The sequence below is a fragment of the Flavobacterium sp. genome, assembly GCF_044357305.1.
In the GTDB taxonomy this organism is placed as follows: Bacteria; Bacteroidota; Bacteroidia; order Flavobacteriales; family Flavobacteriaceae; genus Flavobacterium.
The window spans coordinates 22,859-49,342 of record NZ_JBIKPS010000003.1 but is presented as its reverse complement, the minus strand read 5'-3'; the positions used below and the strand labels follow the sequence as shown (position 1 = coordinate 49,342).

Sequence of the window (26,484 nt, the reverse complement as noted above, 5' to 3'; positions counted from 1 at the left end):
TTCGTGAAATCTAATAACAACCATTATAATTAGTGAAAATTCGTGCAATTCGTGTCTAACCTTTTAAATTTTACATTAAAAAGTCAATACTATATCAATTCAAAAAAAAAGAATATTTTTACCGAATGATATCCATAAGCATAATTGGTTCCGGAAATGTAGCCCAACATTTAATTTCAGCTTTCTTAAAAGCAGAAAATTTAGAGTTGGTTCAGGTGTATTCCCGAAATCCAAATACCCTTTCACAGTTTGTGGATGCTACTAAAATTGTAAGTGATTACAAGCAACTAAAAGAAGTAGATGTATGTATAATTGCGGTTTCCGATGATGCTATTGCAATAGTTTCTAGCCAAATCCCTTTTAAAAATAAATTAATAGTGCATACCTCAGGAAGCGTTGCTCTAGAAGACTTGAGTGCAACAAATAGAAAAGGCGTTTTTTATCCGCTTCAAACATTTACAAAAAATAAAGAAGTGAATTTTAAGGAAATTCCGCTTTGCTTGGAAGCAGAAAACGAAGCCGATTTTCAATTGCTAAAAAAAGTGGCGATGGCAATTTCAGACAAAGTATTTGAAATTACATCCGAACAACGAAAATCCCTTCATGTGGCAGCAGTTTTTGTAAATAATTTTGTGAATCATTTGTATCAAATAGGAAACGACATTTGCAAAGAACATGAAGTTCCATTTGAAATTTTACAACCTTTAATCGCAGAAACGGCCAATAAAATAACTACTCTTTCGCCGGAGCAAGCCCAAACCGGACCTGCAAAACGAAAAGACACTACTACAATTACCAAACACCTTGCAACATTAACTGATGCAAACCAGAAAGAAATTTACAAAATCCTAACAAAATCTATTATTGATAATGGCAAATTATAAAGAATTAATGAACAACATTACCACCTTCATTTTGGATGTGGATGGTGTATTAACCGATAGTTCGGTGCATGTTACTCCAACTGGAGAAATGCTTCGAATAATGAATATTCGCGATGGTTTTGCCATGAAAGCAGCCTTAGAAAGCGGTTATAATGTATGCATCATTTCGGGCGGAAATAATGAAGGCGTTCGCATTCGCTTGCGAAATCTTGGTATTCACGACATTCATTTGGCTTCTCCAAACAAAGTGGAAACCTTTAAAGAATACATCGAATTATACAATATAAATCCTGAAAATGTATTGTATATGGGGGATGACATCCCGGATTATCACGTTATGCAATTGGTAGGTTTGCCAACTTGTCCGCAAGATTCTAGTCCGGAAATCAAAGAAATATCCAAGTACATTTCCCACAAAAATGGCGGTAAAGGTGCCGTCAGAGACGTGATTGAACAAGTCATGAAAGTACAGGGGAAGTGGCATTTGTATTATAATGGAAAGCATGATTAGTATTCAGTGATTAACCTTATTAAGTTTGGATAACTCAAAATTTTCAGATTAAAAATAATGTAATAAATTTAGCCTCGCCAAGTCGCAAAGACGCAATTTATAATAATTTCTTTGCGACTCTGCGACTTGGCGAGAACATTATAAAAATTAGTTAATCTTACTACTTGTACTTAATTCTTAATACTAATAACAATGAAATTCCTACAATTAATACGTTACAAAAACCTACTTCTACTAGCCCTAATGCAGTTAATTATTAGGTTTGGCTATTTAGAACAAATAAACATTCCGTTATCGCTTTTTTATTGGCAATATACTTTATTGGTACTGGCAACGGTACTTATTGCCGCTGGAGGTTATGTCATAAACGATATTTTCGATCAAGAAACCGACCAACATAACAAACCCAATAAAGTAATTATTGGGACTTACATTTCAGAATCTACTGCTTATACTATTTATGCAGGGCTAACTATTACTGGGGTTGCCTGCGGATTTGTTTTGGCTAATTCTATTTTGCATCCTAATTTTGCCATACTATTTGTATTGGTTGCAACCCTACTCTATTTGTATGCAAGCACCTTAAAACAAATTGCAATTGTTGGAAATATTCTAATTGCCGCCTTGCTTGCTTTTAGTGTAATTATCATCGGAATATTTGACATTTTCCCGAATACTTTTGAAAGCAACCAACAGCAAATGGCATTGGCTTTTTCGATATTATTCGACTACGCTAAATTTGCTTTTATCCTAAACCTAGTTAGAGAAATAATCAAAGACATTCAAGACATAGAAGGCGATAGACTTGAAGAAATGAAAACATTACCTATCCGTATAGGAACTTATAAAACAACCAATATTGCATTTGTACTTTTACTTCTTCCTACGCTATATTTATTCTATTATCTTAATAATTATCTTTTTCCGAATAACTTGTATTACAGCATTTTTTACCTAATGGTTTTTGTAATTGCACCTATGATTTTCGGTTTGGTTCGTATCTGGAATGCCAAAGAAAAAAAGGATTATAAACAAATAAGTACACTTTTAAAATGGATTATTTTCTTCGGAATACTATCCATCTGGGTAATTACCTATAATATTAAACACCATGCCTAAAAACCATAAAATAATCCTAGCCTCAGGATCGCCAAGACGCCAACAGTTTTTTAAAGATTTCGATTTATGGGATCGTTTTGATTTTGAAATTCGATTAAAAGAAGTAGACGAAATTTATCCCGATTCGCTTAAAGCCGAAGAAATAACCAACTATTTGGCAGAACTAAAAGCAAAGGCCTTTGACGGAGAACTTTTAGAAAATGAAATCTTAGTAACCAGCGACACTCTGGTGTGGTTAAATGACAAAGCATTGGGTAAACCAAAAGATTACGACGATGCAGTTGAAATTCTAAAATCTTTATCGAATGCTACGCACGAAGTAATTACCTCCGTTTGTTTTAAAACTGCTACTACAACCGAAACTATATTTGATGTAACCAAAGTCACTTTCAACACCTTAAGTGAGGAATCCATTCGATATTATCTAGACAATTACAAACCATTTGATAAAGCCGGAGCCTACGGAATTCAAGAATGGATTGGTCTAATTGGTATTTCCAAAATTGATGGATCGTATACAAATGTGGTAGGATTGCCTACCGAAAAAGTATATAATTATTTAACACGAACATTCCTTTAGAATTTGTAGTTTTACAAAACTTTTAATGAAGAAAAAATGGAAACTGAAAAAGAAATAAACGAAAAAATTCTAAAAGTCACTATGGTTATTCAAGAAAACTATCCTGAATTATCAAAGTATCTCAACGAAATGCCGATTACTATTCCTATTGACAGTCGTCCTGAAGTGAACGTGCAAAATCTTCAAAAATACTACGAAACCCTTGTTGGATTGTTCCGAAACTATGTAGCCGAACACCAATTGAACTATATCAACCAACGATCGGGCACTGGTCATTTATAAAATATATTGAGTACATTTAGAAGAAATTAAAATTATAATAAATTAATAATACCTTTTTAAATGCCTAAACCCCACAATTGGAAAATTAATTACACTTGGTTATTAATAACCAATGCCGTTTTTATTGTTTTGTTTTATGTTTTAATGCAAATATTCGCCTAAACATGCAGCAACTCGATTGGATAATACTTTCCGTAACTTTATTGTTCATCATTTTATATGGCGTTTACAAAACACGCGGCAGTAAAAATGTAGAAGAATATATCTTAGCCAACAAAGAAACCCCTTGGTGGATTGTTGGACTATCCGTTATGGCAACCCAAGCCAGTGCTATTACCTTTCTTTCCACTCCTGGGCAAGCCTACCACGACGGAATGGGTTTTATCCAATTCTATTTTGGACTACCCATAGCCATGATCGTTATTTGTATCGTATTTATTCCTATTTACCACAAATACAAAGTCTTTACCGCGTACCAATATCTAGAACAACGATTCGATTTAAAAACCCGATCCCTAGCGGCAATTTTATTCCTAATCCAACGTGGGTTGGCAGCCGGAATCACCATCTATGCGCCATCCATAATCCTCTCCACCCTACTAGGTTGGAATTTAACCTTACTCAACATCATCATCGGAATATCCGTAATATTCTACACTTTCATTGGCGGAACCAAAGCCGTAAATGTCACCCAAAAACAACAAATGTTTGTCATCCTTTCGGGAATGTTTGTCACGTTCTACCTTATCCTGCACCTATTGCCCAACGAGATGACCTTTTCCAATGCGCTTCACATTGCAGGAGCCAACGACAAAATGAACATTCTAGATTTCTCACTTGATACTGAAACCCGATACACGTTTTGGAGTGGAATCACCGGTGGATTCTTCTTAATGCTTTCCTATTTTGGAACCGACCAAACCCAAGTAGGTCGCTATCTTTCTGGCAAAACCGACCGCGAAAGCCAACTCGGTTTAATCATGAACGGATTTTTAAAAGTTCCTATGCAGTTTTTTATCCTGCTAACAGGAGTAATGGTTTTTGTGTTTTTCCAATTCAATCCAGTGCCGTTAAATTTCAATCCCAATAACAAAACTCTAATTGAAAACTCCAAATTCAAAGACGATTACAACAAACTCGAAACTAAATTAACCGCCTTAGCCGAAGAAAAAAAAGAATACAACTTACTCTATATTGACCATTTAAACCAAAATTTCGATAATCCAATTCTCCGAAACAAACTTAAAGAATTGGCAGGAAGAGAAAAAGACCTGCGCGATCAAGCCAAAGAACTAATCGAAAAAGTAGATGTAAAAGCCGAAACCAACGACAAAGATTATGTGTTCCTGCACTTCATTTTGCACTATCTTCCCAAAGGCCTCATCGGACTACTACTTGCCGTAATCATCTCGGCAGCCATGTCGTCCTCGGCATCCGAACTAACCGCACTTGCCTCCACCACAGCCATAGACATCTACAAACGAAACATTAAAACCGAAAAATCCGAAAAACATTTCGTTTACGCCACCCAATTTTTCACCCTCGGTTGGGGAATTATCGCCATCCTTTTTGCCTGCGTTTGTACCCTTTTCGAAAATCTAATCCAGTTAGTAAACATACTAGGATCCATATTTTACGGCACCGTACTCGGTATTTTCTTAGTAGGATTTTTAGTAAAATTCGTCAAAGGAAAATCCATATTCTACAGCGCCGCCATCAGTCAAATTTCCATCTTTTTCATCTACTACTATTTCATCCACATCTACCCAAGCGGTCAAGAAAAACTAGGTTATTTATGGCTCAACTTCATCGGAGCACTATTAACATTGGTGTTATCCAGCATCTTCCAATTCCTATTAAATTTAAGAAAAAAGAGCCTTTAATTTTTTTTTAGGAGCGAAACAGTAGGCATTTTAGTAAACGTCATTCCTGCCATCCGTTGCAATCTGGCATTGCGAGGAACGAAGCAATTTCCTACAACTATTTAGGTTCGCAATGCCAGGATTTCCACTTCTGTCAGGGCTAACTAGGTTATGTCTTTTGTGAAAATAGTTTTTCAAAAAAAAATCCACCATCTTGTCATCCAGATAGGAATCTCAAAATGAATAAGAAATAGTAATCCATCTAAAAATCCGTCACCATCAGCACTATCCGCGTCATCCGCGAGCCATTGACCAACCTGTTATGCAAAACTGCATAAGCCTTCCGCCAAAGTAAACAAGGCAACTACCAAAGTGAAATAAGCATCCACCAAAATGAACAAGGCAACTACCAAAGTGAACAAGGCATCCTCCAAAGTGAAACAAGCATCCTCCAAAGTGAAACAAGCATCCACTAAAATGAACAAGACATCCGCCAAAGTGAACAAGGCATCCGCACGAGTAAAATAGGCACTTAACAGAAAATTAAAAGCTAAAGAATTGGTAATTTTTGAAACTAAATTTTATCTATATTTGTAATCAACTGTGTTGAAAATCTGCAACTTCGTGAAGCGGCAGCATGATTTATTTAATGCTAAAAATACCAACCCTAAAAATTAGTAGTAACTTTACAATTGAAAGTGCATAAGTAACACGATAATCACTAACGATGAAAATTGAAAACAAAAAATATATTTCTAAAAAAAGTGGCATCCTTATGCTGCTTATTGCTCTTATTATTTTCAATAATAAATTATACTCACAAATTATATATACTGACATAACTGACGAAACACCAAACGCAACTTATCCTTTAGACTTGAATAATGATACTATTGATGATTTCATTATTCATTTTGGTGGAAGTGCCGGAACAATTGGAGTTATATGTAACCCACAAAACAACAATGCTTATTCGGGAGAATTTGTTAGTGGCACCTATTTACCGTGGGCATTATCAACATCTAGTCCTATTTGTGCCTCACTAGCAACATGGTATGATTCTAGTAATCCTGGCACAATGGGTTGGGGAGCAAGCTCAGGTTACTGGCCGGGGGCAACAAATAAATATTTAGCACTAAAACTTATAGTGGGAACCAACACCTATTATGGTTGGGCACGTCTAGATTTTTTAGAAATGTCCGGATCGTTCACCATAAAAGATTATGCCTACGAGAGTACCCCAAATGCTTGCATTCAAGCAGGACGAACCACCTTAGGTAGTACTGAAAATACCGCTAAGCCCATTTTTTCTGTCTTTCCAAATCCTTTTATTTCCTCAACAACGATACAAACAATTGAAAATCTTAACAATGCAACCCTAACAATTTACAACTCCTTCGGGAAGATGGTAAAACAGGTGACTAATATTTCAGGGAATAATGTTACTTTAGCCCGTGAAAATCTTACAAGTGGACTATATTTCATTAGGCTAACAGAAGAAAATAAAATCATCGCAGTAGAGAAATTAATAATTATCGACTAACATTAAAAAATATAAATACTTGGCATAAAACGGTTTTTATATAATTGTTATGATTGGTTTTTTTTTCAGAAGCTTTGTCTTTTTTTTATTGTCTAATCATGATTTATACTAAAAAGTTTTCGATATACTCGTTTTTCAGTGAGTGAAAATAGACAAGGAACAAAAACAGCAAACGTCAACTAAGATTTGAACCCAATTAAATTTACTTAATACATGAGAAAAATATTAATTACATTATTTTTTATTACTTCATTAAATATAAATTGTCAAGAATACGAATTTGACAGTATGACTTTATATTCTACAAAATTTAAACAGCTTGAGTCTAGAATATTAAACTACACAAATTCTAAAATTAACACATACTCTTTGAGAATATTTATATATACTGACTACTCGGAAGCAAAACTATATGATTATAAAAACCGAAAAGTTCATTATTTCAAAATCAATGAGGTAGTATCTAATAATGAAACTACTACAAATTTCATATATCAAGAAAGCTATAATTTAGAAACTGGTGAAGGGTTTTATCCAAAATATATATATGATTTTGAAACTATTGAAAAGAACCCCGCTGCGCGAAGTCTCTGACTTCGTGCCCACTAAAGTAAACAAGATATTCTCCAAAGTAAACAAGGCATTCTCCAAAGTAAACAAGACATCCCTCGCTAGCGCAAGCGTCACGCTTGTGCCCCGCTGCGCGAAGTCTCTGACTTCGTGCCCACTAAAGTAAACAAGACATCATCCAAAGTAAACAAGACATCCTCCAAAGTAAACAAGGCATACTCCAAAGTAAACAAGGCATACTCCAAAGTAAACAAGACATCATCCAAAGTAAACAAGACATCCTCCAAAGTAAACAAGACATCCGCTAAAATAAACAAGCCATCATCCAAAGTAAACAAGGCATACTCCAAAGTAAACAAGACATCATCCAAAGTAAACAAGACATCCGCTAAAATAAACAAGACATCCTCCAAAGTAAACAAGACATCCGCTAAAATAAACAAGCCATCCGCCAAAGTAAACAAGACACCCGCCAAAGTAAACAAGACACCCACCAAAGTAAACAAGACACCCACCAAAGTAAACAAGTCAACATCCAAATAAAAACAAGCCTTTACGCAATCCAATAAAACAACTCCAATACCAGAAATCAAAGACCTACAACTGTTTCTCCTTATCGTTTCCAATTTATAACAAACCTCTTTTATAAAAACAAAAAAAACCAAAGTACTAGAAGCTACATTTTTTAAAATCACAATTCCAACTCAATAAACAACAACAAACCATAAAGAATTATTACGTTTCTTTTTATAGTTTTATCAAACTAATTATTTATTTTGTTTAACTTACAATATAAATCATTAAACATTTAGTAACTTTGTAAAAAATTTACAATGAAAATCTACACCTTACATAGCAAACAAAATTTACCCATTTCTCTAGATGAGGCCTGGGAATTTCTTTCCAACCCCAAGAACCTTAAAACAATCACACCACCCTATATGGGTTTCAAAACCCTTTCCGGTGATGATAGACCTATGTTTGCAGGGCAAATAATACAATACATTGTAACCCCAGTATTAGGAATTCCAATGAAATGGGTTACCGAAATCACCCACGTACAAGACAAAAAATATTTTGTAGACGAACAACGCTTCGGACCTTATGCCCTTTGGCACCACAAACACTTCCTAAAAGAAATTCCCGGTGGCGTAGAGATGGAAGACATTGTAGATTACAAAGTTCCCATGGGAATTCTTGGGCAACTAGTGCACCCCTTTTTAGTAGCACCAAAACTTAAGGAAATATTTGATTTCCGAACAAAAAAACTAATCGAACTTTTTGGAGAATTTAAAGGATAAATAATCATGAAAAACATACTACTAGTAGGCGGTTCCTACGGAATTGGATTGGCAATTGCCAAAGAATTACAATACGAAAACAAAGTATTCGTTGCCTCAAGAACCAATGAAAACCTAACCGATTTACACATCACCCACATCCCCTTTGACGCTTTAACCGATACACTAGACACCACTCAACTTCCCGAAGTTATAGATGGATTAGTATATTGCCCAGGAAGCATCAACTTAAGACCCTTTCGCGGATTAAAACCTGAAAGTTTCGAAGCCGATTTGCAAATAAATTTCATAAGTTTGGTGAAAGTTATTCAAACCGTCTTGCCCAATTTAACAGCTGCCAATCAATCCAGTATTGTATTGTTTAGCTCCGTTGCCGCAAGCATGGGAATGCCTTTTCACACTAGTGTTGCTGCTGCAAAAGGCGCTATCGAAGGATTTGCCAAAGCATTAGCAGCCGAATATGCACCTAAAATAAGAGTGAATGTCATTGCACCTTCTTTAACCGATACACCATTGGCAGACAAGTTCTTGAACAATGATGTAAAAAAAGAAAAATCAGCAGAAAGACACCCTCTAAAACGTGTAGGAACTACTAACGATATGGCAAACATGGCTAGTTTCCTATTAAGTGAAAAAAGTAGTTGGATTTCCGGACAAATCTTCCATGTAGATGGCGGAATGTCTACCCTATTAGTTAATGGATAAATAAAATTATAAATGACTATTTTTTGGTTCCGTCGCGATTTACGTTTAGAGGATAATGTTGGCCTTTTTCATGCTTTAAATAGTGGTGAAGAAGTACTTCCTATTTTCATTTTTGATGATGCGATACTTTCGCAACTACCCAAAGACGATGCACGCGTAACGTTCATCCACCAACAACTGGAGAAAATGCAAAGCCAATTGCAAACCATCGGAAAATCAGTAGCCATTTTTCACGGAAAACCTTCTGAAGTATTCCCGAAATTAATTGCCGAAAATAAAATTAAAGCAGTCTTCACCAACCACGATTACGAGCCTTATGCCAGAAAACGCGATTTAGAGTTGTTCCATCTTTTCAAAGAGCACAACATTGAATTCAAAACCAGCAAAGACCAAGTAATTTTCGAAAAAAGTGAAGTAGTCAAAGACGATGGAACCCCTTATGTAGTCTATACCCCTTTCTCCAATAAATGGAAAACAACTTTCAAGAACACTCCATTAATTCATTATAATTCCGAAGGGTTGCTCGATAAAATCACACTTCACTCCTACCCGTTTTTAAGTTTGAACAACATTGGGTTTGAAACTTCAGCTATAAAAATAACTCCGTACGATATTTCCAATGACTTAATCGATAATTACGAAGCTACACGCAATTTCCCTGCTTTAAATAAAACTTCTTTTCTTGGAATTTACCTCCGATTTGGAGCCGTTTCCATTCGGAAAATGGTAGCAAAAGCAATAAAAAGCAACAACGAAACCTTCTTTAAAGAACTCATTTGGAGGGAATTTTTTATGCAAATTTTATGGCACTTTCCTCATACTGCAAAATCTTGTTTCCGACCAAAATACGATGCCATTCAATGGGACAACAACGAAGAATTATTCCAAAAATGGTGTAACGGAAAAACAGGCTACCCATTTGTAGATGCCGGAATGCGCGAACTAAATGCAACCGGACACATGCAAAATCGAGTACGAATGATTGTAGCTAGTTTTCTGTGCAAACATTTATTAATCGATTGGCGATGGGGCGAAACTTATTTTGCTACCAAACTTTTAGATTACGACCAATCCAGCAACGTTGGAAATTGGCAATGGGCCGCCGGAAGTGGTGTAGATGCAGCACCCTATTTTAGGATTTTCAATCCATCCGAGCAAATAAAAAAGTTCGACAAAGACTTAAAATACATCAAAAAATGGATTCCCGAATTGGAAACCCAATACTACCCCCAACCAATTGTAGATCATAAAGAATCTAGAGAACGCTGCTTACGAGTTTATAAAGAAGCAGTGGGATAGTTTAAATTAGCCACAAATGGCCCGAATTACTATTATTAAAACTCACTACTAAATAAAAATAGAATAAGTTTAAAGATAAAAAAAGCGATTTTCGGATGAAAATCGCTTTTTTAATAAATCTATTAATTAGAAATTATTTATTTCCTTTTTCGAAATCGGCAATGAATTGCGCCAAACCTATATCGGTTAAGGGGTGCTTTAATAGCCCTAAAATTGCAGATAATGGACCTGTCATTACATCGGCTCCAATTTTAGCACAGTTTACAATGTGCATGGTATGGCGCACGGATGCAGCAAGGATTTGGGTTTCGTAACCGTAGTTGTCGTAGATTTCTCGGATTTCTTGAATCAAGTTCAAACCATCAGTGGAAACATCATCCAAACGGCCAATAAATGGTGAAACAAAAGTAGCACCAGCTTTGGCAGCCAATAATGCTTGACCTGCAGAGAAAACTAGGGTTACATTGGTTTTTATCCCTTTATCTGAAAAATATTTACAGGCTTTGATTCCTTCTTTGGTCATTGGCAATTTCACTACGATTTGGTCGTGTAAATCGGCTAATTCTTCGCCTTCTTTAACCATTCCATCGTAATCTATAGCGTTGACTTCGGCACTAACTTCGCCTTCTACAATGTTGCAAATGTCTACGTAGTGCTTAAGGATGTTGTTTTTCCCAGTAATTCCTTCTTTGGCCATCAAGGAAGGATTGGTGGTAACACCATCTAAAATCCCTAGAGATTGTGCTTCTTTAATGTCGTTTAGATTGGCAGTGTCGATAAAAAATTTCATAGTTTGTATGTTAAAAAGTTGTGTTTATATATTTATGAGGCGAAATTACGAATTTCAATATCAAAAATCAATGGGAATTTCAAAAATCAATATCAATGGCAAAAGTCAATTTCAATGGCAAAAGTCAATAGAAATTTGAAATTGATTTTTGAAATTGGTTTTTGAAATTGATTTTTGAAATTGATTTTGAAATTGATTTTTGAAATTGATTTTTGAAATTGATTTTTGAAATTAATTTTTGAAATTGATTTTTGAAATTGATTTTTGAAATTGATTTTTGAAATTGATTTTTGAAATTGATTTTTGAAATTAATTTTTGAAATTGATTTTTGAAATTGATTTTTGAAATTGATTTTTGAAATTGATTTTTGAAATTGATTTTTGAAATTGATTTTTGAAATTGATTTTTGAAATTGATTTTTGAAATTGATTTTTGAAATTGATTTTTGATGTTTTAAATTTTATAGTGGTTCATAAGCATTTTCTCATAGACTTTATCGGGTAAAATACGTTTTAAGACGATGGAAAATTTTTGCATAAAAGCACCAATTTTGTAATGGCCTTTTGGGTTTGGAGTTTGGATAATTTTATAAATAGCCTCTGCCATTTCGTTGGGATTATTGCCACTATCCACGTGTTCGTTCATCATGCTAAGTGTAGTGCCGTATGGAATTTCATAAGCAGATCCTTTTACCAAAGGAGCGTGAAATCTTCCGGATGCAATATTAGTAGCAAAATCGCCAGGGGCTACGTTGGTAATATGAATCCCAAAGGATTTAACTTCCATTCGTAAGGCCTCGGTAACAAGTTCTAAAGCACCTTTGGAGGCAGAGTAAATTCCACGATAAGGCAATCCCATATAGCCAGCAATGGAGGTAATGTTGATAATCAAACCCGAATTTTGCGAACGCATGGTAGGCAAAACGGCTTTCATTACTTCAATTGGTCCAAAAAGGTTAGTTTCGAAATTGTTTTTAATTTCTTCGGTGGGAATTTCTTCAATTGGGCCTGTAATTCCAACCCCAGCATTATTAATAACTACATCAACCCTACCCGATTTTTGGATTAAATCGGCTACTGCTTTTTGGATGGTTTCTTTATTGCGAACGTCTAATGCTAGCAACGGAAAAACGGAATTAGTTATTCGCTCTGGATTTCTGCTAGTGCCGTAAACGGTAAAACCTTTGGCGTGCAAAAATTCGCCAATAGATTTTCCTATTCCTGAGGATGCACCTGTTATTAAAACTACTTTGCTCATTTATTTATTTATTTTTAGAATAAAGAAAGATGTAAGAATATTAATCAGTTGTAACCGTGTTAAACTCTATTATCTATTATCTATTCTCTGCAATCTATTCTCTGCAAAAATCTTCTTCCTAACTGTAACTATTGGTTGAAATTTCAAAATTAAGATAGTAGCTTTAGAAATTGTAAATATAGTACTTTAGAAGTTATATAATATAATTCTGAATTTTGATCTATAATAAATTAAAATAGTAGCGTAATGTATTTTGAAAATTAGTATAAATAAAAAAGTAGTAAACAAATGCTTACTACTTTTATATCTATTATATTTTTTTGAATCTAAAAAGAATCCAACAATATAAAATAATTATTCTTTAATAACTTTTTTAGTTGAAGTTCCTTTATCAGAAACTATTTTCATCATATAAATACCTGAAGATAAATCAGAAATATTAATTTGATTGTCATTTTCATTTTCAACTTTAATGTTTTTAACAATTCTACCATTTAAATCTGTTAATACAATATTTAAGATTGAATCATTACTTGAATTTGTAACGTTAATAAATTCAGTTGCAGGATTTGGAGCAATAGAAATAGTTGACTCATCAAATGCATCTACAGATAATGTAGAAGTCATATTTAAAGTGTCAAAAAACAAAAACGTTTGATTAGTACCAACAGCTGAATTATTGTGGAAACCAAAATAATAAATTCCAGCAGTAGGTGCAGTGTAAGTTGCAGTTCTTGTTGTATATAATGTTTTAAGAGTTTCGGTAATACTTGCCAATACTGTTGTTTGAGCAGTTGAACTTTGAGTAGTTCCAACTGTAACATCAAGTTTCATTGCACTTGCTGCAGTTGCTGCTGTAGGAGTCCACAATCTAGTTTTAAAAGTAAGAGTAACAACTTCACCAGCAGCTAAACTTAAAGCTCTAGAGTAAGCCCATACATTTGATACAGCAGAAGTACTATTGAAGGTATACATTAAACTTCCTGTACTACCATCAGCAGTAATGGCAGCTTGAGTAGCTGTAGCTGCTGCGTTAGCTAATCTTGCAAAACCTATAAAACCATCTGTATAATTGTTTGCACTACTATTGAAAGAGTTAGAATATGGTAAAGTTTTGGCTAAATATCCATAAAAAGGACCTTGCCAAGCACTTTGATTAGCAGTGTCGCAGCTAGATCTAACAAAATATCTAAAATTGTTACCATTAGGAAGTCCTGAAATTGGCCCAGGTGTTGTAGTTGTTGCTGCAGGAACAGAAACAATAGTTCCAGCACCAGCAAGTGAAGCAAAATTGGTACTCCAATCAATATCATAGTTAGAAGGAGCTCCAACTGCATTATCCCATGCTAAAGTAGCACTTGTAGTTGTGTAATTTGATGGTCTATAAAAATCGAAAGCAGATGGTCTAACACAACTTACTGCATCAAAAGTAAAGTCAAAAACAAATCCTAGATCTTCTAATCCAGTTGTGTCTCCAACGTACCAATAATTATCCCATTGAATATAATAAGTAACTCCAGCAGCTACAGGAACTGTAATTGTAGACAAATAATTTGTAGAAGATATATCATCATTATATCCCATACATGTCATTGTTGTACAATCTCCTGAAAAAATAGAAATTCTTGTATCATTCGTGTAACTTACCCCATCATTATCAGGTAAATCTGAAGAAATAGTAATCTCTCCATTAGAAGCTGGAGTGAAAGAGTACCAATTTGTTTTAACACCTGTAACATTTGACAAACAACCCGACTGAAAAGTACCTCCAGTGAATGCATCCGAAGTAATAATTCCATTTGTTGTAATAGGAGTAGCAGTAGCGCAATCTGTTTGTGCAGACATGTTCAATACTCCAAATAATGAAATAGTAAAAAGTAAAAGTTTTTTCATAATTATGTAGATTTGGTTAAATTTAAGTTACAAATGTAATTGTTTTTTTTTTCTTACAATTATTTTAATCCTCTTTTTCCCATTTTCCTACAACAGATGTAGCTAAAGCATTTCCTAAAACATTAGTTGCACTTCTAAACATATCACAAAAATGATCTATTGGAAGTATTAAAGCTATACCTTCAATTGGAATTTTAAACATGCCACAGGTTGCTGCAACTACAACTAAACTTGCTCTAGGCACTCCCGCAATTCCTTTACTGGTAAGCATTAAAACTAAAAGCATTGTCATTTGAGTTCCTAAATCGAGATGTACTCCATAAACTTGAGCGATAAAAATACTAGCAAAAGTCATGTACATCATACTGCCATCTAAATTAAACGAATATCCTAAAGGAAGCATGAAGGAAACAATTTTATCTTTCACTCCAAATCGTTCCAATTCTTCGGTTAATTTTGGAAAAACTGCTTCACTACTAGTTGTTCCGAATGCAATAATTAAAGGGCTTACAATTCTCTTTAGTAGAGTAGTCATTTGTGATTTTAAGAAAATATATCCAACAACTAACAAGAAGAACCAAAGGGATGCTATTCCAACCAAAAAAGAACTAAAAAATTTGGCGTAAGTAACTAATAAATCATTCACATCTTTTATAGCAAAAACTCCTGCTATAGCTCCAAAAACTCCGATTGGCGCAAATTTCATTACATAATTTACCATTTTCAAAATGATGTGCGATATTTTATCAAAAGCATTTACAACAGGTTTGGCATGAACTCCTATAGAGGCCGCTGCTAATCCGAAGAAAATAGAAAAAATTACTATTTGAAGTATTTCATTGTTAGCCATAGCTTCTACAATACTTTTCGGAATAATATGTTCCACAAAGTTTTGAGCCGAAAAACCATCTACTTTTTCAGTAAGTTCGGTAGCTGCAGAAACATCTACTTTTCCTAAATGTAATCCAACTCCTGGTTGCAAGGTGTTTACCCAAAAAAGACCAATTAATAAAGAAATAAAAGAGGCAGAAAAAAACCAACCTAGGGCCTTTCCTCCTATTCGTCCTACCGATTTTACATCTCCTAATTTAGCTATTCCCACTACTAAAGTGGTAAAAACTAAGGGTGCAATTATCATTTGAACCAATCGAATAAAAACAGTAGCTAACATTTTTATTTTATCACTAAAATTTTTAGCATCGTCGGCTATATAATTTTTATGAATAATAATTCCTAACAAAGCTCCTAAAAGCATTGCAATTAAAATTTGAAAAGTAAGATTGCTAAAAATAGATTTCTTGGTAGTTTCGGTAGTTGTCATTTAATATTGGTAGGTTTTGTTTAGTAAATAAAAATCGGCTAGAACGATTGCTGCCATTGCTTCTACAATTGGCACCGCTCTTGGAACCACACAAGGATCATGACGACCCTTGCCTTGTTGCTCTATAATGTTATTATCATTGGTAAGAACGTCTTGTTTTTGAATTAATGTGGACACAGGCTTGAAAGCTACTCTAAAATAAATATCCATTCCGTTTGAAATGCCACCTTGAATTCCGCCAGAAAGATTGGATTTTGTAGTTCCATCCGAATTATACAAATCATTATGTTCACTTCCTTTCATTTGCGCACCACAAAAACCGCTTCCGTATTCAAAACCTTTTACAGCATTAATAGAAAGCATTGCCTTTCCTAGTTCGGCGTGTAGTTTATCAAAAACTGGCTCTCCAAGTCCGATAGGTACATTTTGAATCACACATGTAATAGTTCCTCCAACGGTATCACCTTGTTTTTTAATCTCCTTAATATAGTTTTCCATTTTTTCGGCAGTAGCCAAATCGGGACACCTAACGGCATTGCTTTCAATTTTAGAAAAGTCTAAATCTTGATAGGGTTTATCAATAAAAATAGATCCTACAGACGAAACAAACGCAGTTATTTTAATATCTTTTAAAACTTGTTTTGCAATAGCACCTGCAACAACTCGGCTTGCAGTTTCACGTGCAGAACTTCTGCCACCGCCGCGATAATCTCTTATGCCGTATTTTTTTTCATACACATAATCGGCATGGCTTGGTCGGTACGAATTTTTTATTTCCGAATAATCTTCCGATTTTTGATTGGTATTAGGAATAAGAAATCCTATAGGAGTTCCGGTTGTTTTTCCTTCAAAAATTCCAGAAAGAAATTGCACCTCATCTTCTTCTTTTCTTTGGGTTACAATAGCAGATTGTCCTGGTTTACGACGTTGCATTTCCATTTGAATTAAATTAAAATCTAATTCAATACCTGGAGGACAACCATCAATAACTCCACCTAAAGATGCTCCATGAGATTCACCAAAAGTAGTTAATCTAAAAAGTGTTCCGTAGCTATTTCCAGCCATAGTTTATTGTTTTCCACAAAAATAGGATTTTATAGTTTAGTACTATCCATTGGGAGATATTTTTTTAAACAAAAAGTTTTATTACATTAGCAATCGAAAAAAAACCGATACTCATGAAAATCAAATTAATTTTAGCCTCTTTACTTGTAGTAATTTTAGCTTCTTGTTCACATAATACTTCGGAAGAAGTAGATTTATCCGATGGAATTCCTACAGTATACATGCCTTTAAAAATAAATAATTTTTGGAAATATAATGTTGCTAGCACTTACAATGGAACTATCACTCCCAGTAAAGACTCATTATATGTATCAAATGACACCATAATCAACACTATAACTAATAAAAAAATGAAAAGTGTTGGACAAGATCCTTACGGTCCTTCAACAGGTTTTTATTCTTCAATTATGCATAACAATAGTATTCGAATAGATGGTGCAAGATTAAAACTAACAGGAACTGTTAATTTACCAACATTAATTTCAGATCCTATTACTATAAATTTAAATGATTTTACAATTTTAAAAGAAAATGCTTCGGCTGGAATTGAATTAAGTTCTGTTTCTGGTGATTTTTCAAGAACAATAGAAACTTATCTTTTAAATTTTAGTTATACATTTAAATCTGTTTCAGATGAAAATCTAGCTACCTACACCACTAACGGACAAATTTATACTAATGTAAAAAAAACAAAATTAGTTTTAAACTTAACCGTGACTTACCCTACGGTAATAAGCGGAATTTCTACTAATTTAACTGTATTACCTGCTCAGGATATCATTGTATCTACACAATACTACGCAAAAAACATTGGAGTTATTTATAACGACACGACCATTCAATATGCTTTAAATCCGGCTGCTGCTTCAAGTTTGAATCTTCCTTCAACTGTACCAGTTTCAGGTAACTTAACACAACAAGAATCTGTTACTACTTACCATTTAAATTAATAAATTAATAAATTATTAAATACCGCTTTTTAAAAACAATATATATATATGTAACAATTTCCGTTAGATATGTAACTTTTATTGTCCTTTAAAGAGGGTTATTTGTTGAATAAAATTTAAATAAATACAAACATGAAAAAAATAATTTTATTTGTAGTAATGCTGCTAGGTTTAGTGTTGAACACCCAAGCTCAAGATATATCTAAGAATGCTTTAGGATTACGTTTAGGGGATAACGATGGATTTGGTGGAGAAATTTCTTACCAAAGAGGCTTATCTAAAAACAATAGATTGGAATTGGATTTAGGATGGCGCAATAGCAATAATCTAGATGCTTTAAAACTTGCGGGCTTATACCAATGGATTTGGAATATTGATAATGGTTTTAATTGGTATGCTGGAGTTGGTGCTGGATTTGGAAGCTGGAATTACAACTACAATGGCACAAAAAACAATGGTAGCTTCCTTTTTGCTGCTGGCGATATAGGTATTGAATATACTTTTAAAGAAGCTCCTATTCAATTATCATTAGATTTGAGACCGGAGTTATACTTTAACTCCAGTGCATATAGAGACAACAATTTTGGTCCAGATATTGCTTTGGGAATTCGATATAAATTCGATTAATTCCAAATTAATTTCCACAAAAAAATCCCGATTGCTAAATTTAGTAATCGGGATTTTTTTATTTTATTTCAATCGTTTTTTTGGATTTTATTTTAACCACAAAACACGGATTGGTTGTGTTTTCATCAGGAGCGCCTTTTGGTTCTATTTCTTTTATCGAAACTATTATTTTATCGGATAATTCTTCGATGCTTTTCAGTTCAATTGTATATCCTTTTTTTTGTTTTTCGCCTAAGTTAACTAGAATGAAATTACAAGTTTCAATATCTTCTTTCTTTACATAAGGCTTAATCATTTTGTCCTTTAAGAGCATGTTGAACTCCTTTTCTTCCGAAATAATTTCATAAAACTGAAAAGAGGCTCCTCCAAAATCACTTCCAAAAAGGACATCGTACATAGGTTTAGAAAGCATTGGTGGCTTACTAGAGCCACAGGAGAATAATAAAAACACAAAAGAAACAATAATTATTTTTTTCATCTAATTTTAAACAGTTTGATTTGACTTATCTAATGCTTTTTGGTAAATAGATTCATACAATGGCAAAATATTTTTTATATCAAATTGTTTTGCAACCGATAAAGCATTTTCTTTAAACGCAGTAAGTGTTTCTTTATTGCTTAAAATTTTAATTGCATTTTCAGCCATTTCATCTACATTTCCAACATCGCTCAAATAGCCAGAAACTCCTTCAAAATTTACTTCGGGTAAACCACCTGAATTACTAGAAATTACAGGGACACTCCAAGCCATAGCCTCTAAAGCAGCTAAACCAAAGCTTTCGGTTTCGGATGGCAATAAAAACAAATCCGAATACGAAAGAATGCTGTCAATTTCGTTACTGTTTCCGAAGAAAATAACTTTGTCTGAAATTCCTAATTCCTCACACAAGCCTTCGGCTTTTACTTTTTCGGGGCCATCCCCTACCATCATTAATTTGGCAGGTAGTGCTTGTTGGATTTTATAAAAAATCTTAATTACATCTGGAATTCTTTTTACTTTTCTAAAATTACTAATGTGCGTTACAATGCGCTCCTCTGGTTTTGCCATAATGGATCGTTGGCAAGAAATTAAAGATTCGTTGCGGTGTTTATCCAATTCGATGAAATTCGGAATAACGTGAATGTCGTTTTTTATATTGAATAGATTGTAAGTAGCATCTTTTAAACTTTGGGAAACCGAAGTCACCACATCCGATTTGTTGATACTAAAACTTACTGCTGTTTTATAGTTGGGATGGTTTCCTACCAAAGTAATATCGGTCCCGTGAAGCGTGGTGACCATCGGAATAGAAATTCCTTCGTCTTTCAGCATTTGCTTTGCCATATACCCTGCGTAGGCATGCGGAATGGCATAATGCACGTGCAATAATTCTATTTTATACAACTTTACCATGTCTACTAATTTGCTAGAAAGCGCTAATTCATAGGGTTGGTAATGAAATAAAGGATATTCGGGAACATTCACTTCATGGTAATGCACATTCGAATTTAATAGGGCTAATCGCACTGGTTGTCGGTAGGTGATGAAATGAATTTCATGTCCGCGATTGGCCAATTCAATTCCTAATTCGGTAGCGACAACGCCACTTCCACCAAAAGTAGGATAACAAACAATTGCTATTTTCATGGTTGTGTTTTAACAGTACTAAGGTACTAAATATTATTTTGAATTTTATTTATCTAAAATTGCTTCTTGAATCACTTTTTGAATGTCTTCTCGAATATTTTCTTTAGATAATTTATTTTCTACATTAGAATCGGGGAAGGTTCTATTGGATAAAAAGACATATACTATTTCTGTTTCGGGATCGGCCCAAGCCATAGTCCCAGTAAAGCCGGTATGCCCAAAACTCGATTTAGAAACACAACCACAAGTAGGTCCTTCTTTACCTAATTGGGGTTTGTCAAATCCTAAACCTCTTCTATTACCTTCCGAACAAAAATAACAGGTATTGAAAATATCAAAAGTAGAAGGTTTAAAATATTGTATGTTTCCGTAATTTCCTTTTTGAAGATACATCTGCATCATTTTGGCAATATCCATAGCATTGGAAAATATTCCAGCGTGCCCTGCCACTCCACCCTGCATGGCAGCAGCCATATCGTGCACATAACCTTGCACTAAGGCTTGACGAAAATAGGTGTCTATTTCGGTTGGTGCAATAACACTAACATCCAATTTTCGCAACGGATTGTACATCGTATTATTCATTCCTAACGATTTGTAGAAATTCTCGGAACTCAATACATCCAACGTTTTACCAGTGGTTTTTTCAAGATATTCTTTTAAAAGTATAAATGTAAAATCGCTGTATTTATATTCTTTTTTCTCCAATAGTTTGCTATCGGCTATTTGCTTCATAATACTATCTTGGTAATCGTTTCGAAGGTATAAATTCTCAGCTACTCGTGTGGTAAATCCCTCTTTTAAATTTAAACTATAATATTTATCCGATGGAGATTTATCTGCATTTAATGTTGCTTTGTAAAAAGGAATCCACGCTTGCAAACCTGCATAATGGGAAAGTAAATTCTTAAAAGAAATATCTTGTTTATTGCTTCCTTTTAATATCGGAAGCATATCCCCTAGCTTAGAATCTAAAGTTACTTTTCCTTGTTCCAAAAGTTGCATCACATTTGGCAAAGTAGCAACCATTTTGGTAACGGATGCCATATCGTAAATATCGGAATTTTGTACCTTAGTAATAGGTTCGTAAGTTTGATACCCGTAGGATTTTTGAAATAGTACTTTTCCTCTTCGCGCTACTAGAACTTGAATTCCGGGAGTCATTTTGCCATCAATAGCTTTTTTAGCAAGGACATCAATTTGGGATAATACCTTCGGACTCATACCCACATTTTCGGGAGCTGTAAAGCCAAGACGGTTTAATTTTTCTGTGGTTAAACCAAAGCCATCTTTAAATTCTTCGTTAATAGAAACCGGCAATTTTCCTTGAGGCTCTATTGCTCCAAAAAGTAATTCGGCTCCAACTATTTGTGCAATATCACTATTTTGATAGGACATTACTACGCCTTCAAAATCCTCAAAATTAGGAATTGCAGATAACGAATAAGGCTTCGTAAAAGCATCTAAAATAACGGTATTTTTTTTGGCAATATCTTGGATCCATACTAATTCGGTTTCCGAAAAATCGTGTTTTTTCCAAGCTTTATCGGATTTATGATAGCCAACAATCACCGTTTTAAATTCTTTAAGTTTTACTTCTAATGAATCTAAGTTGGTATCGGAAACCTCTGTAACTTCCATATATTTTTTTAAAGTGGTAACAAAAGAAGAATTGGTATCATCTCCAAATTTCACATAAGCGATCTTTTGATCTAAGTTCTTAATAGGAAGAATATTATCTTTATTTTTTAAAACTGTTGTGGCATGTTCGTACAATTGGTATTGCAAGGCATCTTTGAAAGTAGTATTCAAATCATTAGATAAATTCTTAGTATCAATAGGTTTGTAATGGTTCAAACCTGCTTTGAATTTGTAATGCAAAATTTTCTTTACCGATTTTGCTATTCTATCGTCGGTAATTAATCCTGTTTGGTAGGCTTCGGTAATTTTTTGAACTGCCAAAGGCACATTTTCTGCAAAAAGCAAAATATCATTTCCTGCCAAAAACGCTTCCAAATCAATATCTCCAGGTTTTAAAAACTTACTGGCAGCTTTCATATTTAAAGCATCGGTAAATATCAAACCATCAAAACCCAATTCGTTTTGAAGCAAATCGGTTACCACATTATAGGAAACCGATGTTGGGTAATTTTCTCTTGGCTCTAAACTAGGGATGTTCAAATGGGCAACCATAACCGAAACCAATCCTTCGTCAAACATGCGTTTGTAAGGGTATAATTCCACTTTTTCTATCCTGTCTTTGGAAAAAGAAACCAATGGCAGTGCGTAATGCGAATCTAAAGCGGTATCGCCATGACCAGGAAAATGCTTACCCGTGCAGAAAACACCTTGGCTTTGAACTCCCTTCATTAAAGCAACTGCATGATCGGTTACATTCATTTTGTCTTCCCCAAAAGATCGATTGCCAATAATAGGATTTTTTGGATTGGTATTGATATCAATAACTGGGGCAAAATTAAATTGCGCTCCAATTCTTTTGGCTTCTTGCGCCATATTTTTTCCTACTTCTTCTATTAGTTTTAAATCTCTAATAGCACCCAAAGTAGTATTCCAAGGGTATTTGTAAGTAGAATCCAATCGCATGCTTAACCCCCACTCGGCATCAATACCAATAAACAATGGTACTTTGGACTTCAATTGGAATCTATTAGTTAAATTAGCTTGACGACCAGGTCCACCTTGAAAAAAGATCAATCCGCCAATTTTGTTTTCTTTAATTAATTTATCAATTGAATTAACATGCACCGTATCTTTATTAGAATAAGCAGCAACCATAAAAAGCTGTCCCACTTTTTCTTCAAAAGTCATTTGTGTGTAAATACTATCCACCCATTTAGTTTCGGGTTCCGAATCTTTAAAGAAGTTTTTTCTTTCGGATTTTAAAACAGGAACATAGACTTCATCATCATAAGAAAATTCTGGTTTTACAATTTTGCCAACAGAAGTTTTTCCTCTTGAAACACCACAATTGGTAACAAAAGTAAGGATCACTAGTATAAATGCTAATTGAATTATTTTTTTCATAAATAAGATAAACGATTAAAAGAAACGACTGTGCCAGCTTTCATTAGCAGGAACTTCCCAGTTTTCTTTCCATTCTTCTATAGTATTAACGAGATTGTTGAATACAATAGTATGCTCGGACACCGATTTATCTTTTGCAAGTTTTTTAAAATCTAATAAGGTTTTATAGGTAATGAATTCGCCTTGCTTGAAGGAAACGTTCATTTTATCTAATAAATCTATCGAATATTTTTGTTCTAAATTTTGAATAAAAGCCACCGAAGAGTCTATAGAACAACCTGTTGCAGGATGTACTTCTTGGTTTAAAGCAATAATAATAAAGCGGTTGTATTTTATTACAAAGGAAGCCTCTAAAGCACTACCATGAGCCGACCAATTAGTTAGAAATTCGCCTAAATCATTTTCTATTTCAGCAACTTCCTCTTCGGAAAATTTTCTATTAGAGGGGTAAATCCAAATTCTGGATTCTTCGGGTAAATTTTCAAATGGTACGTACATAGTATTTTTTAGATATTAAATATCAAATAGTATAATTTATAAATCTTGAGCGTTAGCAATTAATTCGGCTATATCCAGAACTTTTACTTGTGCTTCGCTTTCTTTAACTTTAACGCCATCGGTCATCATGGTATTGCAAAACGGACAACCTGTTGCAATGATTTCCGATTTAGTTTCTAATGCATCTTCGGTGCGTTCAACGTTAACTTCTTTATTTCCTTTTTCAGCATCTTTAAACATTTGTGCACCACCTGCTCCACAACACAATCCGTTGGCTTTAGAACGTTTCATTTCCACCAATTCGGCATCTAATTTTTGAATTAATTCTCTTGGTGCTTCATACACATTATTAGCTCTCCCAAGATAACAAGGATCGTGAAAAGTAATACGTTTACCTTTAAATTGACCACCTTCTATAGTTAGCCTACCTGCATCTAAAAGTGATTTTAAAAATTCGGTATGGTGCACCACTTCGTATTTTCCGCCTAGTTCAGGATACTCATTTTTTAGTGTATTGAAACAATGTGGGCAAGCCGTAACAATTTTCTTAGCTTCGTAAGCATTGAGAACTTCAATGTTCATAATGGCTTGCATTTGAAAAAGAAATTCATTTCCAGCGCGTTTTGCAGGATCACCAGTACAACTTTCTTCAGTACCTAAAACTGCAAATTCAACTTTAGCACGATTCAAAATCTTTACTAAAGCTTTGGTAATACGTTTGGCTCTGTCGTCAAAACTTCCTGCACAACCAACCCAAAATAATACTTCGGGTTGCTTGCCTTGGGCTAACATTTCGGCCATTGTTGGCACATTCAATACTTCTGACATTTAATTAGATTTTTAGATCATTAGATTTTTAGAATATTAGATATTTTAAAATGCAACAATCGAATTTTTATTCATGTTGTCCATCGTCAAATACTTCGATGGTTACTTCTTTTTCAATTAAATCGGTGAATTTTCCTCTGTAACGAGTCGCTTTCACTAAGTGGTTGTCAATCCAGTGGTAATTTCCACCACGTGGTTTTCCGAATAAAATTCCGTGGTATTTAAATCCGTGTTGTTTTAACCAACGTTCGGTATAATCGCGATGTGCTTCGGTTCTTGAAGTGAAGAAGAAAATAATATGTCCTTCATCGTACCATTTGTTTAACGTAATTAAAGCATCTGGATACACTTCTGCAGTAAGCATTCGTTCTGGTTCTTCGTTTGGAATATCATCGCAAACAGTGCCATCAATATCAATTAAATAATTCTTTATGCCTTCGTTTAAAATTGGACTTAAATGTTGTCCGTTTTCAGTTACTGCTTGTAAGGTTTTGTTAAGGTCTTCCATTTCAATATTTATAATTTAGTAGTTACATATAGTTTAACAAATTCCCAAGCCTCACAAAGGGAAGTTATTTAGTGTTATTTTTCTATTCTTCTTTCCAGTTCAAACGATCCATTTGGTTGTACTGCCATGGCGCACCATTATTTTCAATATTTGCCATCATGGCATTAAGCGATTGTGGCGCTGCACTTTGTTCCATTACCAAATAACGACGCATGTCAATAATTATGGATAACGGACTAATATTTACTGGACATTCTTCTACACAAGCGTTACACGAGGTGCAAGCCCAAAGTTCTTCGGTGGTGATATAGTCATTCAATAACGATACATTATCTGGAATGAAAACTCCTTTATTTTTATCGATATTTCTTCCCACTTCTTCTAATCGGTCGCGGGTATCCATCATTATTTTTCGTGGGGATAATTTTTTACCCGTTTGATTTGCAGGACATACCGAAGTACATCTACCACATTCGGTACAGGTATAAGCATTTAATAATTGTACCCAATTCAAATCCATCACATCGGAAGCACCAAATTTGCTAGGAACTGCTGAAGCATCTGCAGGTGGCGCAGCAAATGGATCAGCATTGGGATCCATCATTAATTTCACTTCGTTGGTAACGCTTTCTAGATTATCTAATTTACCTTTTGCATTTAAATCGGCATAATAGGTATTAGGGAATGCTAGTAAAATATGTAAATGTTTTGAAAAATATAAGTAATTCATAAACATCAAAATTCCGATAATGTGTAGCCACCAAAATGTTCTTTCCAACATCATAACGGCACTTTCATTCATTCCGTTAAAAAAAGGAGATATAAAATGACTCACTGGAAAAGAACCAACGGAAGTATAATGACCTATTCCTGCCTGCTGTAACCAAAAGTCGGAGGCATTCATCAACAAGAATAATGACATCAATACTACCTCTATGTACAGTATAATATTAGCATCTTTTTTAGGGCTACCATTCAAATCGGGGCTAATGAATCTTTTTAATCTAACAATATTTCTACGTGTCCAGAAAACTAAAACAGCAACTAAAACCAATAATGCCAATATTTCAAAAGAACCAATTAAAAAATTATAAAAGCTTCCTAGGAATGAAAAAACTCTGTGGGTGCCAAAAAGGCCATCGATAATTATTTCTAATAACTCTAAGTTGATGATAATAAAACCCGCATAAACAACAATATGGAGTATTCCTGCAACAGGTCGTTTCACCATTTTAGATTGTCCTAAAGCAATCATCGCCATGTTTTTCCAGCGTGCTGATGGATTGTCCGAACGATCTATATCTTTTCCTAATTTAATATTTCGGAGGATTTTTTTTACATTTATAGTAAAATAGCCAAAACCTGCAACAAGTAAAATTGCAAAGAAAATAGACTCTAAATAGCTATATATATTCATG

The 26,484-nt window shown here is 34.2% G+C and carries 27 protein-coding genes; 13 read left to right on the top strand and 14 right to left on the bottom strand.

Features of this window, described 5'->3' with window-relative positions; all coding sequences use genetic code 11:
• Positions 1-125 precede the first annotated feature (125 nt).
• From ACIQ2J_RS03510 to ACIQ2J_RS03485, 6 genes are all read left to right on the top strand, one after another.
• Positions 126-884 (top strand): Rossmann-like and DUF2520 domain-containing protein, encoded by a 759-nt coding sequence (locus tag ACIQ2J_RS03510; RefSeq protein WP_396166777.1) that lies wholly within the window; start codon positions 126-128, stop codon positions 882-884.
• A complete protein-coding gene (locus tag ACIQ2J_RS03505) occupies positions 868-1,395 on the top strand; it encodes a KdsC family phosphatase (RefSeq protein ID WP_396167149.1) in 528 nt (175 codons plus the stop codon). Before ACIQ2J_RS03510 ends, ACIQ2J_RS03505 begins: the two co-directional genes overlap by 17 nt.
• Positions 1,396-1,587: 192 nt before the next feature.
• On the top strand, positions 1,588-2,514 hold the full coding sequence (locus ACIQ2J_RS03500; RefSeq protein WP_396166774.1) for a geranylgeranylglycerol-phosphate geranylgeranyltransferase: 927 nt from the start codon (positions 1,588-1,590) through the stop codon (positions 2,512-2,514).
• Positions 2,507-3,094, top strand: a complete 588-nt coding sequence (locus ACIQ2J_RS03495) for a Maf-like protein (RefSeq protein ID WP_396166772.1) — start codon at positions 2,507-2,509, stop codon at positions 3,092-3,094. Before ACIQ2J_RS03500 ends, ACIQ2J_RS03495 begins: the two co-directional genes overlap by 8 nt.
• 36 nt (positions 3,095-3,130) lie before the next feature.
• On the top strand, positions 3,131-3,376 hold the full coding sequence (locus ACIQ2J_RS03490) for a hypothetical protein (RefSeq protein ID WP_396166770.1): 246 nt from the start codon (positions 3,131-3,133) through the stop codon (positions 3,374-3,376).
• Between the two features lie 164 nt (positions 3,377-3,540).
• Positions 3,541-5,259 (top strand): sodium:solute symporter, encoded by a 1,719-nt coding sequence (locus ACIQ2J_RS03485; protein WP_396166768.1) that lies wholly within the window; start codon positions 3,541-3,543, stop codon positions 5,257-5,259.
• A gap of 299 nt (positions 5,260-5,558) precedes the next feature.
• Here ACIQ2J_RS03485 and ACIQ2J_RS03480 read toward each other — a convergent pair whose 3' ends face one another.
• Positions 5,559-5,744 (bottom strand): hypothetical protein, encoded by a 186-nt coding sequence (locus ACIQ2J_RS03480; protein WP_396166766.1) that lies wholly within the window; start codon positions 5,742-5,744, stop codon positions 5,559-5,561.
• Between the two features lie 221 nt (positions 5,745-5,965).
• Here ACIQ2J_RS03480 and ACIQ2J_RS03475 point away from each other — a divergent pair, with 221 nt between their 5' ends.
• Both ACIQ2J_RS03475 and ACIQ2J_RS03470 read left to right on the top strand, forming a co-directional pair.
• The gene (locus ACIQ2J_RS03475) at positions 5,966-6,781 is read left to right on the top strand and encodes a T9SS type A sorting domain-containing protein (protein ID WP_396166764.1); all 816 of its coding nucleotides are present in this window, start codon (positions 5,966-5,968) and stop codon (positions 6,779-6,781) included.
• 369 nt (positions 6,782-7,150) lie between these two features.
• Positions 7,151-7,375, top strand: coding sequence for a hypothetical protein (locus tag ACIQ2J_RS03470; RefSeq protein WP_396166761.1), 225 nt, complete (start codon positions 7,151-7,153; stop codon positions 7,373-7,375).
• An 89-nt stretch (positions 7,376-7,464) separates the two neighbouring features.
• Here the strand turns inward: ACIQ2J_RS03470 and ACIQ2J_RS03465 are convergent, their stop codons facing one another.
• Positions 7,465-7,977, bottom strand: coding sequence for a hypothetical protein (locus ACIQ2J_RS03465; protein ID WP_396166758.1), 513 nt, complete (start codon positions 7,975-7,977; stop codon positions 7,465-7,467).
• Between the two features lie 207 nt (positions 7,978-8,184).
• On the opposite strand from ACIQ2J_RS03465, the gene ACIQ2J_RS03460 reads away from it, so the two are divergent.
• The 3 genes from ACIQ2J_RS03460 to ACIQ2J_RS03450 are packed head-to-tail and all read left to right on the top strand — an operon-like array spanning position 8,185 to position 10,656.
• Positions 8,185-8,652 (top strand): cell division inhibitor, encoded by a 468-nt coding sequence (locus tag ACIQ2J_RS03460; RefSeq protein WP_396166756.1) that lies wholly within the window; start codon positions 8,185-8,187, stop codon positions 8,650-8,652.
• Between the two features lie 6 nt (positions 8,653-8,658).
• Positions 8,659-9,357 (top strand): SDR family NAD(P)-dependent oxidoreductase, encoded by a 699-nt coding sequence (locus tag ACIQ2J_RS03455; RefSeq protein ID WP_396166753.1) that lies wholly within the window; start codon positions 8,659-8,661, stop codon positions 9,355-9,357.
• A gap of 12 nt (positions 9,358-9,369) precedes the next feature.
• Positions 9,370-10,656 carry a cryptochrome/photolyase family protein gene (locus ACIQ2J_RS03450; RefSeq protein ID WP_396166750.1) on the top strand — a complete coding sequence of 429 codons (1,287 nt, stop codon included), beginning with the start codon at positions 9,370-9,372 and terminating at the stop codon, positions 10,654-10,656.
• A 133-nt stretch (positions 10,657-10,789) separates the two neighbouring features.
• Here the strand turns inward: ACIQ2J_RS03450 and fsa are convergent, their stop codons facing one another.
• The 5 genes from fsa to aroC all read right to left on the bottom strand — a co-directional run bounded on the left by fsa (position 10,790) and on the right by aroC (position 16,983).
• Positions 10,790-11,446: a fructose-6-phosphate aldolase gene (gene fsa / locus ACIQ2J_RS03445; RefSeq protein ID WP_396166747.1), complete on the bottom strand. Its 657-nt coding sequence runs from the start codon at positions 11,444-11,446 to the stop codon at positions 10,790-10,792.
• Positions 11,447-11,900: 454 nt separating this feature from the next.
• A complete protein-coding gene (locus tag ACIQ2J_RS03440; RefSeq protein WP_396166744.1) occupies positions 11,901-12,704 on the bottom strand; it encodes an SDR family oxidoreductase in 804 nt (267 codons plus the stop codon).
• A gap of 354 nt (positions 12,705-13,058) precedes the next feature.
• Positions 13,059-14,597, bottom strand: coding sequence for a T9SS type A sorting domain-containing protein (locus tag ACIQ2J_RS03435; protein WP_396166741.1), 1,539 nt, complete (start codon positions 14,595-14,597; stop codon positions 13,059-13,061).
• A 64-nt stretch (positions 14,598-14,661) separates the two neighbouring features.
• Positions 14,662-15,918, bottom strand: coding sequence for a dicarboxylate/amino acid:cation symporter (locus tag ACIQ2J_RS03430; protein WP_396166738.1), 1,257 nt, complete (start codon positions 15,916-15,918; stop codon positions 14,662-14,664).
• Positions 15,919-16,983: a chorismate synthase gene (gene aroC, locus ACIQ2J_RS03425; protein ID WP_396166736.1), complete on the bottom strand. Its 1,065-nt coding sequence runs from the start codon at positions 16,981-16,983 to the stop codon at positions 15,919-15,921.
• 113 nt (positions 16,984-17,096) lie between these two features.
• Here aroC and ACIQ2J_RS03420 point away from each other — a divergent pair, with 113 nt between their 5' ends.
• Both ACIQ2J_RS03420 and ACIQ2J_RS03415 read left to right on the top strand, forming a co-directional pair.
• Complete coding sequence (locus ACIQ2J_RS03420; RefSeq protein WP_396166734.1) at positions 17,097-17,933, top strand: hypothetical protein; 837 nt, start codon at positions 17,097-17,099, stop codon at positions 17,931-17,933.
• Positions 17,934-18,065: 132 nt separating this feature from the next.
• A complete protein-coding gene (locus tag ACIQ2J_RS03415) occupies positions 18,066-18,560 on the top strand; it encodes a hypothetical protein (protein WP_396166732.1) in 495 nt (164 codons plus the stop codon).
• Between the two features lie 58 nt (positions 18,561-18,618).
• On the opposite strand, the gene ACIQ2J_RS03410 is transcribed toward ACIQ2J_RS03415, so the two are convergent.
• The 7 genes from ACIQ2J_RS03410 to ACIQ2J_RS03380 form a co-directional block, all read right to left on the bottom strand.
• Positions 18,619-19,038: a protease complex subunit PrcB family protein gene (locus ACIQ2J_RS03410; protein WP_396166730.1), complete on the bottom strand. Its 420-nt coding sequence runs from the start codon at positions 19,036-19,038 to the stop codon at positions 18,619-18,621.
• Positions 19,039-19,044: 6 nt separating this feature from the next.
• Positions 19,045-20,187 carry an N-acetyl-alpha-D-glucosaminyl L-malate synthase BshA gene (gene bshA, locus ACIQ2J_RS03405; protein ID WP_396166728.1) on the bottom strand — a complete coding sequence of 381 codons (1,143 nt, stop codon included), beginning with the start codon at positions 20,185-20,187 and terminating at the stop codon, positions 19,045-19,047.
• Positions 20,188-20,232: 45 nt separating this feature from the next.
• The gene (locus ACIQ2J_RS03400; protein WP_396166726.1) at positions 20,233-23,232 is read right to left on the bottom strand and encodes a glycoside hydrolase family 3 N-terminal domain-containing protein; all 3,000 of its coding nucleotides are present in this window, start codon (positions 23,230-23,232) and stop codon (positions 20,233-20,235) included.
• Between the two features lie 15 nt (positions 23,233-23,247).
• Entirely contained in the window at positions 23,248-23,730 is a 483-nt protein-coding gene (locus ACIQ2J_RS03395) for an ABC transporter ATPase (RefSeq protein ID WP_396166724.1), read from the bottom strand.
• A 36-nt stretch (positions 23,731-23,766) separates the two neighbouring features.
• Positions 23,767-24,558 (bottom strand): (Fe-S)-binding protein, encoded by a 792-nt coding sequence (locus ACIQ2J_RS03390; RefSeq protein WP_396166722.1) that lies wholly within the window; start codon positions 24,556-24,558, stop codon positions 23,767-23,769.
• Positions 24,559-24,625: 67 nt separating this feature from the next.
• On the bottom strand, positions 24,626-25,066 hold the full coding sequence (locus tag ACIQ2J_RS03385; protein ID WP_396166719.1) for a phosphoheptose isomerase: 441 nt from the start codon (positions 25,064-25,066) through the stop codon (positions 24,626-24,628).
• 82 nt (positions 25,067-25,148) lie between these two features.
• Entirely contained in the window at positions 25,149-26,483 is a 1,335-nt protein-coding gene (locus ACIQ2J_RS03380; protein ID WP_396166717.1) for a 4Fe-4S dicluster domain-containing protein, read from the bottom strand.
• Position 26,484: the final 1 nt, after the last annotated feature.

Excerpts from the sequence above, each read along its gene's own strand:
- ACIQ2J_RS03510 (WP_396166777.1), top strand. The coding sequence starts at position 126 with ATGATATCCATAAGCATAATTGGTTCCGGAAATGTAGCCCAACATTTA.
- ACIQ2J_RS03500 (WP_396166774.1), top strand. The coding sequence starts at position 1,588 with ATGAAATTCCTACAATTAATACGTTACAAAAACCTACTTCTACTAGCC.
- ACIQ2J_RS03495 (WP_396166772.1), top strand. The coding sequence starts at position 2,507 with ATGCCTAAAAACCATAAAATAATCCTAGCCTCAGGATCGCCAAGACGC.
- ACIQ2J_RS03490 (WP_396166770.1), top strand. The coding sequence starts at position 3,131 with ATGGAAACTGAAAAAGAAATAAACGAAAAAATTCTAAAAGTCACTATG.
- ACIQ2J_RS03485 (WP_396166768.1), top strand. The coding sequence starts at position 3,541 with ATGCAGCAACTCGATTGGATAATACTTTCCGTAACTTTATTGTTCATC.
- ACIQ2J_RS03475 (WP_396166764.1), top strand. The coding sequence starts at position 5,966 with ATGAAAATTGAAAACAAAAAATATATTTCTAAAAAAAGTGGCATCCTT.
- ACIQ2J_RS03460 (WP_396166756.1), top strand. The coding sequence starts at position 8,185 with ATGAAAATCTACACCTTACATAGCAAACAAAATTTACCCATTTCTCTA.
- ACIQ2J_RS03455 (WP_396166753.1), top strand. The coding sequence starts at position 8,659 with ATGAAAAACATACTACTAGTAGGCGGTTCCTACGGAATTGGATTGGCA.
- ACIQ2J_RS03450 (WP_396166750.1), top strand. The coding sequence starts at position 9,370 with ATGACTATTTTTTGGTTCCGTCGCGATTTACGTTTAGAGGATAATGTT.
- fsa (WP_396166747.1), bottom strand. The coding sequence starts at position 11,446 with ATGAAATTTTTTATCGACACTGCCAATCTAAACGACATTAAAGAAGCA.
- ACIQ2J_RS03440 (WP_396166744.1), bottom strand. The coding sequence starts at position 12,704 with ATGAGCAAAGTAGTTTTAATAACAGGTGCATCCTCAGGAATAGGAAAA.
- ACIQ2J_RS03435 (WP_396166741.1), bottom strand. The coding sequence starts at position 14,597 with ATGAAAAAACTTTTACTTTTTACTATTTCATTATTTGGAGTATTGAAC.
- ACIQ2J_RS03430 (WP_396166738.1), bottom strand. The coding sequence starts at position 15,918 with ATGACAACTACCGAAACTACCAAGAAATCTATTTTTAGCAATCTTACT.
- aroC (WP_396166736.1), bottom strand. The coding sequence starts at position 16,983 with ATGGCTGGAAATAGCTACGGAACACTTTTTAGATTAACTACTTTTGGT.
- ACIQ2J_RS03420 (WP_396166734.1), top strand. The coding sequence starts at position 17,097 with ATGAAAATCAAATTAATTTTAGCCTCTTTACTTGTAGTAATTTTAGCT.
- ACIQ2J_RS03415 (WP_396166732.1), top strand. The coding sequence starts at position 18,066 with ATGAAAAAAATAATTTTATTTGTAGTAATGCTGCTAGGTTTAGTGTTG.
- ACIQ2J_RS03410 (WP_396166730.1), bottom strand. The coding sequence starts at position 19,038 with ATGAAAAAAATAATTATTGTTTCTTTTGTGTTTTTATTATTCTCCTGT.
- bshA (WP_396166728.1), bottom strand. The coding sequence starts at position 20,187 with ATGAAAATAGCAATTGTTTGTTATCCTACTTTTGGTGGAAGTGGCGTT.
- ACIQ2J_RS03400 (WP_396166726.1), bottom strand. The coding sequence starts at position 23,232 with ATGAAAAAAATAATTCAATTAGCATTTATACTAGTGATCCTTACTTTT.
- ACIQ2J_RS03395 (WP_396166724.1), bottom strand. The coding sequence starts at position 23,730 with ATGTACGTACCATTTGAAAATTTACCCGAAGAATCCAGAATTTGGATT.
- ACIQ2J_RS03390 (WP_396166722.1), bottom strand. The coding sequence starts at position 24,558 with ATGTCAGAAGTATTGAATGTGCCAACAATGGCCGAAATGTTAGCCCAA.
- ACIQ2J_RS03385 (WP_396166719.1), bottom strand. The coding sequence starts at position 25,066 with ATGGAAGACCTTAACAAAACCTTACAAGCAGTAACTGAAAACGGACAA.
- ACIQ2J_RS03380 (WP_396166717.1), bottom strand. The coding sequence starts at position 26,483 with ATGAATATATATAGCTATTTAGAGTCTATTTTCTTTGCAATTTTACTT.